Source organism: Novosphingobium sp. (assembly GCF_049240505.1).
Taxonomy (GTDB): Bacteria; Pseudomonadota; Alphaproteobacteria; order Sphingomonadales; family Sphingomonadaceae; genus Novosphingobium.
Genome location: NZ_JBMLSM010000214.1, coordinates 22,914 through 31,944 on the forward strand (window position 1 = coordinate 22,914; position 9,031 = coordinate 31,944).

Sequence of the window (9,031 nt, forward strand, 5' to 3'; positions counted from 1 at the left end):
GTTCAGGCCACCTCGGAAAGCGTTGCTGCAGGCTGAAATCCGGTCACCTTTTCGCGCATTGTGCGGTTCCGACCAAGGCGCTTGGCCTCATAGAGCAGCTGGTCGCAGCGTGCGTAGAGCGAGACGAAATCGATCTGCAGGTTGCCGCGCAGATCGTGTTCGACCAGCCCCATGCTGGCGGTCACCACGCGCTCAAGCCCCGGCACTTCGCTGGTGATGCGCGTGGTTATCGCGCGGCGGCAGCGTTCGGCACGCGCAGCGGCATCGTGGCCGCGCAACAGCAGCAGGAACTCCTCACCCCCCATACGAATCGCGCGGGTATCGCGATCATCGGCCAAAGCCAGTGCGACGGCGCAAAGTACCATGTCCCCGGTGGCATGGCCGTGCGTATCGTTCACTGCCTTGAAATGATCCAGATCGATCACTGCCATCGTGCGGAACCCACGCCGGAACAGTTCCTCGAAATGCGTTTCGATGGTGCGGCGGTTGCGTAGTCCGGTGAGGGGATCGCGGTCTGCCATGCCTTCGAGCTCCAGCGCGCGCGCAGTTGCCTCATCGCGCTCCTGACGGACCTCCATAAAGCGGCTGACGATGCCGAGTGCGGTAACCAGCACTTCGAACGCCAGGGACAACTGGTAGGGGAGAATCGCCTGGGTCGGCTGGATCGTGGGCACCACATAGGCAAGAATGCGCCATGTCCCGATCGCCATGAGCGGCGTCCAGCCCAGAATCAGAAAGCGAACGGCACGGCTTCTGTTGCGGTAGGCATTGCCCATCATCACCAGCAGCGCGGCAATCGTGACTGCCACCGACAGGTGCATCGCGGCGGAAGACCACGGCCTTACCGCTTCGGCAGGGATGCTGCTGACGAACCCCACGACCCACATGACTGGCGCCAGCGACGAAGCAAGCTTGCGCACGCGGAGATGGAGACAATCGCGTTCGATGAAATGGATGGCAAACAGCAGCGCTGCCCCCGCCATCGACGAAAACGCAAGGTTCGATGCCTGCCATTCCCATTCTATCTCCGGCTGGAACAGCAGGTGGGCAAAACCTGTACCAAAGGCGGCCTGAACCAGCATGGCCGAAACCATGATGAGATGCCAGATCACATAGCGTTCAGGCAGGACCGAATAGAACGCCGTGTTGATCAGCAGCGGCACAAGCAACATGCCGCACGTGGCAGCCATTGCCACGATCAGTTGCAAGGGCCATCCGCTGCCATCGGTAAAAGGATCAAGCCGCATTTCGGCCAGCGTCGTTTTGCCCCAGGGCCGCACCACCTGCACCGCGATCTGTGCCGTATCGGCGGTGACGCCCGGCACGGGAATCGTCATGTAAGGCCCAGTGGGCAAGTGCCGCACGTCGCCTGGCCAGTGAGACGTCCAGTGCGAGGCACCATCACGGTCGATCACACCCACATCGATTCGTTCGAAATTACCGGTATGCGTGGTCAGACTTTGTGGCAGCACCCGATCAGAACTGTCGGGCAGATCGAACCGGATCATCACCACGTCGGCGAAAAGCGTCCATCCCTTGCCGTCGCAACGCCAGCGCTCCTGTTGACGGGCCACTTGCCCCCACGATTCGCTGGCCTGCGCATCGGCATGACATTTGCGCGAAACCGGCACGACTTCTGCCGCTGCTGTCGCGGCAACGCTGCCGAACGACATCAACAGGACAAAAGCCAGAAATCGAGCCAGTCCACGAAACATCGTGTCCGCTTAGCGCAGCTTGCTTAGAAGCCGGTTAATGCGGTGCAACAAGAACAGATAAAGCAGGTGATGAGTTCAGTATAAATTCTGTTCACAATTCACATCTGATATTCATGAACGCAATCAAAGCACGTTGCCGTCCTTGTCTCGATAGATCTCGCGCCGCCCGACATGGTTGGCTGGCCCGACGAGGCCGTCGGCTTCCATCCGCTCGATCCATTTCGACGCCGTGTTATAGCCAACGCCCATCTGGCGCTGGATCCAGCTTGCGCTCGCCTTCTGGCTTTCGAACACCAACTGGCAGACTTGCCGATACTTGCGGTCTTCGGGATTGTCGGAAGCACTATCGATATCGTCAAAACCGAAGCCACCATCTTCCGGCTCTTCCGTAACCGAATCAACGTATTCGGGGCTGCCCTGCCCGCGCCAGTGATCGGCCACCTTCTCGACTTCCTCGTCGCTCACGAAAGGACCGTGGACACGTTTGATCGGATCGGTGTTTGGCTTGTAGAGCATATCGCCTTTGCCCAGCAGTTGCTCGGCGCCCTGCTCGCCCAGAATGGTGCGGCTGTCGATTCTGCTGGTCACGGCAAACGAGATGCGGGTTGGCAGGTTGGCCTTGATCACGCCGGTGATCACGTCGACCGAAGGTCGCTGCGTTGCCATGATCAGGTGGATGCCTGCGGCGCGGCTCTTTTGGGAAAGTCGCTGGATCAATACTTCGATTTCCTTGCCGACCGTCACCATAAGGTCCGCCAGTTCGTCGACGATGACCACGATCTGCGGCAGCACTTCGTAATCGAGCTGCTGCTCTTCGAACAGTTCTTCGCCCGTATCGGGATCGAAGCCCACCTGAATTCTGCGCCCCAACGGCTTGCTCTTGGCCTGTGCGGCACGCACCTTGTCGTTGAAGCCCGAGATGTTGCGTACGCCGATGGACGACATCTGCCGATAGCGCCGCTCCATCTCCTCGACCGCCCACTTCAGCGCGCGCACGGCCTTGGCCGGTTCGGTCACCACGGGCGAAAGCAGATGCGGGATATCGTCGTAAGATTTGAGTTCCAGCACCTTGGGATCGACAAGGATCAGGCGGCACTGAGCGGGGGTCAAACGGTACAGAAGCGACAGCAGGATACAGTTAAGCCCCACCGACTTGCCCGAACCGGTCGTGCCAGCCACCAGCAGGTGAGGCATCGTGGCAAGGTCGGCCACGATCGGTTCGCCGGCAATGTCCTTGCCCAGAATGATCGGCAGAAGGGCCTTGGAGCTGGCGAACTTCTCGCACGCAATCAGTTCGCGGAAAGATACCATGTCGCGGATGGCGTTGGGCAGTTCGATGCCCATGACGGTGCGCCCGGGAATGGCCGAGACGCGCGCAGAGATCGCGCTCATGTTGCGGGCGATGTCGTCGGCCAGGCCGATCACGCGGCTCGCCTTTATGCCGGGCGCCGGTTCGAGCTCGTACATCGTCACCACCGGGCCGGTGCGCACGGCGGTGATTTCGCCCTTCACGTTGAAATCGTCGAGGACGTTTTCAAGCAGGCGGGCGTTACGCTCCAGCGCCAGCTTGTCGACCTTTTGGGTCGACCCCGCCGCAGCTTCTACCAGCAGTTCGATCGAAGGCAGTTCGTATTTGTCGAACAAATCACCCTGCCGCGCCTTGGGCTGCGCAGCTGCAACGACCGGCGCACGGGTAGAATCACTGATTTCGGTGGGCTTGCGCGGAGCCAGAACGTCTTCAACGTCGATCTCTTCGGCAGTCGCGCGCGCTTCCTTCTCACGCCGCTCGCGCTTTTGGGCAGGAGCGACGGCAGTGTCCTCGTCGATCAGTCGCTCTGCCCGCACTCTGCTTCCAGATGATGCACGACGCAGGAACGGCGGCAGCGACAGCATCCGTCCCCAGTCCAGCGCGAATATCCGGCTCGCAATCGCCATACCGCCTGCCAGCGCCGCCAACCCGACCGGCACAGTCAGCCATGCGCGCGATACTTGGGGCACCAGATCTGCCAGTGCGGTGATCGCCGCCGCCCCCAGCAGGCCCGACATCCCGCCTGGCCCGGCAGGCAGACGGCTTGCCGAACTCGCCCCCCATAGCGCCAGCGCGGTGCCCAGAAGCGCCATCGCCACGAACAGCAGCAGCGTGGGCCGCCACCAGCGCGGTTCAGCAACCAGATCTTCATCCTCATCGGCATCGATGAAATCGCTCTCGGCTTCCCACAGCCGCCGCGCAAAAACCCACAGCAAAGGCAGCAGAAGCGCGCCCGGCAGGCCGAAGAACAGAAGTACCCGCTCTGCCGCCCAAGCTCCGGCCAAACCCATCCAGTTCTCTACCGGACTGCCGGATGCGGTGCTGCCCGAAGGATCGGTCTGGGTGTAGCTGATCAGCGCCAGCGTGAGGAACAGCATCGCTCCTGCCAGCACTCCGCCGCCGATCAGTTCGAAACTGCGGCGCACCGAACGGCGCAGCACGGCGCGCCAGTCAGCGCCGCTCGTGCGTGCGGAAGGTCCTGCCCGGCTTGCCATGTCTTCGTGTATCCCTGCCCTTGCTATTGCCATAATGCGCCCGTTGGGGACTCACCGTCAAGAATCCCGACAGGAAATGCGGTGAATCAGCGCTTTGCCGCGCCGGGAACGAAGCCATCGATCGCTGCCCAGCCATGCACTGGCAACCGCCGCGCCCGCGCCGCCGTCATCCCGCCAAGCGCGATTACTGGCAAAGGCGATTGCCACGCGAGCATGAGGAACCGCACCGCCCCCAGCACTTTCGCACCAGGATGTGAACGGGTAGCGAAAACGGGCGAGAGCAGAACCGCGTGCGCACCTGCACGCATAGCCATGCCGATTTCCCTCAAAGAGTGTGCTGTCGCCAGCCGCAGGCCAGCCATTCCTGCAATGTCCTTCGCCGAACCATAGATCCCGTTTGCCCGCCACCCGGACGGAACCTGTGCGCCGATCATCAGCACCCCGCGCCCCTCCGCCAGCTTGCGAAGACGCATAAAGCGTTCGCGGCGCGCATCCTGATTCAGATGATAGTGCCGGAAAACAACAGCGCTGCCGCGCGGCAACCTCATGATGGCCCGCGCCAGCCCGGAATCATTGCGCGCATCTGTCAGCACTATGCAACGCGGCACATCCCGCTTGCTGATCATCTGGCGCTTTCCCATCGGCGCGCTATAGCACCGGCGCATGGAACAGGCAGTCCCTTCATCACCGCTCGAAATCGTCCGCAGCCGCATGGCAGGTGCAGCGCGCATCGCCGGGCGCAAGCCCGATCAGATCACGCTCGTCGCGGTTTCGAAGACCAAGCCTGCCGAGGCCATTCTCGATCTTATCGCACAGGGCCAGCGCGTGTTCGGTGAGAACCGCGTGCAGGAAGCGCAGGAGAAATGGCCTGCGATCCGCGCTGCCTATCCCGACGTTTCGTTGCATCTGGTTGGCCAGCTCCAATCGAACAAAGCCGAAGATGCGCTGGCGCTGTTCGATTACATTCACTCGCTCGACCGCGCCAGCCTGATCGCCGCGCTGGGCAAAGCACAGGACAAGCTGGGTCGCAAAGTGCCGTGCTTTGTGCAGGTCAATATCGGTGCTGAAGAACAGAAGGGCGGCTGCACCGTGGCCGAACTGCCCGCGCTGCTCGATCAGGCGCGTGCCGCCGGGATCGAGGTGATCGGCCTCATGTGCGTGCCACCAGCAAACATCGAACCCGCGCCGTTCTTCGCCCTGCTCGACAAGCTGGCCGACGATCACGGTCTTGACGCGCTGTCGATGGGGATGAGCGACGATTTCGAAACGGCCATCCAGCTCGGCGCCACGCATATCCGCGTCGGCTCAGCGCTGTTTGGAAATCGCTGAAAAATATACCGACTTAACGTTAATTTCAGGACTCTTTGCCAAACGGCATTCTACTGCTGTCGGGTTTAATCGGTCGTGCCCGGTCCATGTCCTAACAATCACGGCATCCCGGGAGAACGAATCGCAATGGCAGACGTGCCACAACCTGAACAAAGACGGCTGCGCGCCGACGATGCCATGCTTGATCGCACCCACATCGGCGCGATGATCGGCCAGGCTGTCGTACTTGTCGCGGTCATGCTGATGCTGTTCTTCGACGAAGAACATCACGATCAGCTTGCTGCCGTTGCCGCATTGGGCCTGACCTGCGTTTTCGTGCTGCAAATGGTTCTGCGCCGCATCGCGATGTCGATCCGCGCACGCCAGCAGCAACAGTATCGGGAAACGCGCGATTCACGCGAGCAGATCCAGGAACTGTTCGCGATGACCGATATGCTGCAGGCAGCAGAGACATACGACGATGCCAGCGCCGTGCTGATGGCCACGGCGCGGCGTCTGCTGCCAGGCTATGGCGCCGCACTGCTCGTGTTCAACAATTCGCGCGATCGGCTTGATCTGGCGCGCGCGTGGGACATGCCCGATGATTACATCGCGCCCGAAGTCCTCTCGCCATCCAATTGCTGGACGCTGAAGCGCGGCAAACCACACATCAATGCACCGGGTGATGCCACGTTGTGCTGCGCGCACCACGCCTCGCAGGTGGCGAGTGTGGAACTGCCGATGATGGCTTGCGGGCAGGTCCACGGGTTGCTGATCATCGCCCACCCTGAAGCCGAAGGCGCATTCGACCGCTTGATGGACATTCGGCGTCTGGGCCGGGCGCTGGCAGATTCGATGTCGCTTGCGCTGTCGAACATCGCCCTGCGCGAAAAATTGCGCACGCAATCGCTGCGCGATCCGCTGACCGGGCTGTATAACCGCCGCTACATGGAAGACGCACTGGAACGGTTCGTTTCCCTCGGTTCGCGCACCGGTGGAAGCACGGCAGTGGTGATGCTCGATCTCGACAACTTCAAGAAGCTGAACGACGAACATGGCCACGCCAAGGGCGATGCCGTGCTCCGCGATGTTGCCGCCCAGATCGTAGGCGCCCTGCGCCCTACCGACGTCGTTTGTCGCTATGGCGGCGAAGAACTTGTCGCGATCCTTCCAGACTGCTCTTTGGAAGATGCGATGGAAAAGGCTGAAGCCCTGCGCGACCGCATCGAATCGCTGAGCGCAAGCCACGAATGCGCGATCAGCGCTTCACTCGGCGTCGCCACGGTCCCCGAAACGGCAACGTCGGCAACCGACGTACTGCCGATCGCCGACGCTGCACTCTATGCTGCCAAGAAAGCTGGCAAGAACCGGATCGTCGCCTCGGAAAAACGCGCAGGACGCGATGCGCCAAGGCTGACGACGATAAAGTCCCGTCAGCTATAGCGGTCCAGTTCATTGCCGGTCAGAGTGACGACGTGGAGCAGATTGGTTGCCCCCGGCGTGCCGAAGGGGACGCCGGCCAGCGCCACCAGCTTGGCTCCGGCTGCGCCAAAACCATGACGCAATGCCATGCGCTTGCCCTTGGCGATCATTTCCTCGAAGCTGCCAATGTCCTTGGTGCTGACAGCGTAAGTGCCCCACAGCAGACCAACCTTGCGGGCAGTCTTCTGTGAAGGCGTGAGCACAAGCATCGGCACCGAAGGACGCTCCCGCGCCACACGGCGTGCGGTCGATCCCGATCCGGTGAAAACGATAATCCCTGCGATGGGCAGCGTATCGGCAATGCTTGCCGCTGCTTGTGCCAGCGCGTCTGCCGTGGTCGGATCGGGCAGGGTTTCGATGAAGTGAACGCGCGCATGATAACCGGGATCGGCCTCAACCTGCGCAGCGATGCGGTGCATGATCGTAACCGCTTCTTCCGGCCATGCACCAGCCGCCGTCTCTGCCGAAAGCATTACCGCGTCCGCGCCATCATATACAGCGTTGGCCACGTCGGAGACTTCGGCGCGGGTCGGCGTCGGTGCTTCGATCATGGATTCGAGCATCTGTGTGGCCACGACCACCGGCTTGCCCTGACGCCGCGCGCTTTCGACAATCCGCTTCTGCAGCGGCGGCACTTCTTCCGGGTTCAGTTCGACACCCAGATCACCGCGGGCAACCATGATGCCATCTGAAAGTTCGATGATCTCTTCCAGACGCGAAATCGCTGCCGGCTTCTCGATCTTGGCCATCAGCGATCCATAACCGCCCATCAGCCGCCGCGCTTCTGCCACGTCTTCGGGACGTTGCACGAAAGAAAGCGCGATCCAGTCTGCACCGTTCTCCACCGCGAAGGAAAGGTCGCGGCGGTCCTTGTCGGTCAATGCGGGCACCGGCACCACTGCATCGGGCACGTTCACGCCCTTCCGGTCAGAGATCACGCCACCGACTTCGGCAGAGCACAGGATCTCGTCCTGATCGGCGCGGATCACGCGCAGCCGCAGCTTGCCATCGTCAATCAGCAGGCGCTGGCCCTTTTGCAGGATGCCGAACAGTTCGGGGTGTGGCAGGCACACGCGCGTTTCGTCACCCGGTTCCGGATTGCGATCCAGCGTGAAGTGTCCCGAATGGCGGATCACGGCGCGCCCATCCTTGAACGTGCCAACACGCAGCTTCGGCCCCTGCAGATCGCACAGCACCGTGATCGGACGGTTCACCTTCTTTTCCAGCGCGCGGATATTGGCGATGGTTTCGGCATGGGTGGCATGGTCGCCGTGGCTCATGTTCACGCGAAAGGCATCGGCCCCGGCACGATAGAGCTTTTCCAGCATTTCGGGATCGCGGCTTGCCGGGCCGACTGTCGCAAGGATCTTTACCTTGCGACCCAATACCATGCTGGAGCGAGGATCAAGCTTGGCCACGGCACTGGTACTCCTGTATGAATATCGCCCGACGCATTTATCAAGGCGCGCTATGGCCCATGCCATTTGAAAACCCAAGGACGATTACAGTGGATACGAATGCAATCGATAGCCTGCCCGATGATGTCGCTGCGGCTGCCTTCCGCCGGTTGGTGAAACACCTGCAAAAGCGCCACGATGCCGAAAACATCGATCTGATGGGCCTTGCCGGTTTTTGCCGCAACTGCCTGTCGGACTGGATTCGCGATGCAGGCTTCGAGGGCGACAAAGCCGCTGCCCGCGCCGTGATTCACGGGATGCCGTTCGATGCATGGAAGGCAGCCTACCAGACCGAAGCAACGCCCGAACAAATGGCGCGCATGGAGGAAAGCCTGAAGAAAAACGGCGGCTCCCACTGATCCGGCCGTTCTGGCCCTAGATTTCCACAGCCTCACTTTGCCCGAATCCAAGCCTGCGTCTATCAGCCGCGCCAACCGATTCACCAGTTTACCCGGAGACTTCCCCGATGGCCGATTCCGCTGACGACCGCCTGCGCCTCCTGATCGAGCGCATCGAACGCCTCGAAGAGGAAAAGAAGGGCATCGG

Annotated in this window: 8 protein-coding genes; 4 read left to right on the forward strand and 4 right to left on the reverse strand. The window is 61.5% G+C overall.

What is annotated here, in order from left to right; translation table 11 throughout:
* Window positions 1–2: 2 nt before the first annotated feature.
* The 3 genes from ACOVQ0_RS17475 to ACOVQ0_RS17485 all read right to left on the reverse strand — a co-directional run bounded on the left by ACOVQ0_RS17475 (window position 3) and on the right by ACOVQ0_RS17485 (window position 4,864).
* Entirely contained in the window at window positions 3–1,673 is a 1,671-nt protein-coding gene (locus tag ACOVQ0_RS17475; RefSeq protein WP_421887386.1) for a diguanylate cyclase, read from the reverse strand.
* Between the two features lie 165 nt (window positions 1,674–1,838).
* Window positions 1,839–4,238, reverse strand: coding sequence for a DNA translocase FtsK 4TM domain-containing protein (locus ACOVQ0_RS17480; protein ID WP_421887389.1), 2,400 nt, complete (start codon window positions 4,236–4,238; stop codon window positions 1,839–1,841).
* An 86-nt stretch (window positions 4,239–4,324) separates the two neighbouring features.
* Entirely contained in the window at window positions 4,325–4,864 is a 540-nt protein-coding gene (locus ACOVQ0_RS17485; RefSeq protein ID WP_421887392.1) for a thiamine phosphate synthase, read from the reverse strand.
* Between the two features lie 37 nt (window positions 4,865–4,901).
* On the opposite strand from ACOVQ0_RS17485, the gene ACOVQ0_RS17490 reads away from it, so the two are divergent.
* Together ACOVQ0_RS17490 and ACOVQ0_RS17495 are read left to right on the forward strand one after the other, a co-directional pair.
* Entirely contained in the window at window positions 4,902–5,567 is a 666-nt protein-coding gene (locus tag ACOVQ0_RS17490; protein WP_421887395.1) for a YggS family pyridoxal phosphate-dependent enzyme, read from the forward strand.
* Between the two features lie 126 nt (window positions 5,568–5,693).
* Window positions 5,694–6,989 (forward strand): GGDEF domain-containing protein, encoded by a 1,296-nt coding sequence (locus ACOVQ0_RS17495; RefSeq protein ID WP_421887397.1) that lies wholly within the window; start codon window positions 5,694–5,696, stop codon window positions 6,987–6,989.
* On the opposite strand, the gene pyk is transcribed toward ACOVQ0_RS17495, so the two are convergent.
* Window positions 6,980–8,419, reverse strand: coding sequence for a pyruvate kinase (pyk, locus tag ACOVQ0_RS17500; protein WP_421887406.1), 1,440 nt, complete (start codon window positions 8,417–8,419; stop codon window positions 6,980–6,982). The genes ACOVQ0_RS17495 and pyk overlap by 10 nt on opposite strands.
* Window positions 8,420–8,505: 86 nt before the next feature.
* On the opposite strand from pyk, the gene ACOVQ0_RS17505 reads away from it, so the two are divergent.
* Both ACOVQ0_RS17505 and ACOVQ0_RS17510 read left to right on the forward strand, forming a co-directional pair.
* Window positions 8,506–8,844 carry a DUF1244 domain-containing protein gene (locus tag ACOVQ0_RS17505; protein ID WP_421887399.1) on the forward strand — a complete coding sequence of 113 codons (339 nt, stop codon included), beginning with the start codon at window positions 8,506–8,508 and terminating at the stop codon, window positions 8,842–8,844.
* Window positions 8,845–8,951: 107 nt separating this feature from the next.
* On the forward strand, window positions 8,952–9,031 hold an 80-nt coding region (locus ACOVQ0_RS17510; protein WP_421887410.1), incomplete at its 3' end, for a GapR family DNA-binding domain-containing protein.

What these genes read in the sequence shown, in the direction of transcription:
- ACOVQ0_RS17490 (WP_421887395.1), top strand. Translation starts at nt 4,902, where the DNA reads ATGGAACAGGCAGTCCCTTCATCACCGCTCGAAATCGTCCGCAGCCGC.
- ACOVQ0_RS17480 (WP_421887389.1), bottom strand. Translation starts at nt 4,238, where the DNA reads ATGGCAAGCCGGGCAGGACCTTCCGCACGCACGAGCGGCGCTGACTGG.
- pyk (WP_421887406.1), bottom strand. Translation starts at nt 8,419, where the DNA reads ATGGTATTGGGTCGCAAGGTAAAGATCCTTGCGACAGTCGGCCCGGCA.
- ACOVQ0_RS17505 (WP_421887399.1), top strand. Translation starts at nt 8,506, where the DNA reads ATGCCATTTGAAAACCCAAGGACGATTACAGTGGATACGAATGCAATC.
- ACOVQ0_RS17485 (WP_421887392.1), bottom strand. Translation starts at nt 4,864, where the DNA reads ATGATCAGCAAGCGGGATGTGCCGCGTTGCATAGTGCTGACAGATGCG.
- ACOVQ0_RS17495 (WP_421887397.1), top strand. Translation starts at nt 5,694, where the DNA reads ATGGCAGACGTGCCACAACCTGAACAAAGACGGCTGCGCGCCGACGAT.
- ACOVQ0_RS17475 (WP_421887386.1), bottom strand. Translation starts at nt 1,673, where the DNA reads ATGTCGTTCGGCAGCGTTGCCGCGACAGCAGCGGCAGAAGTCGTGCCG.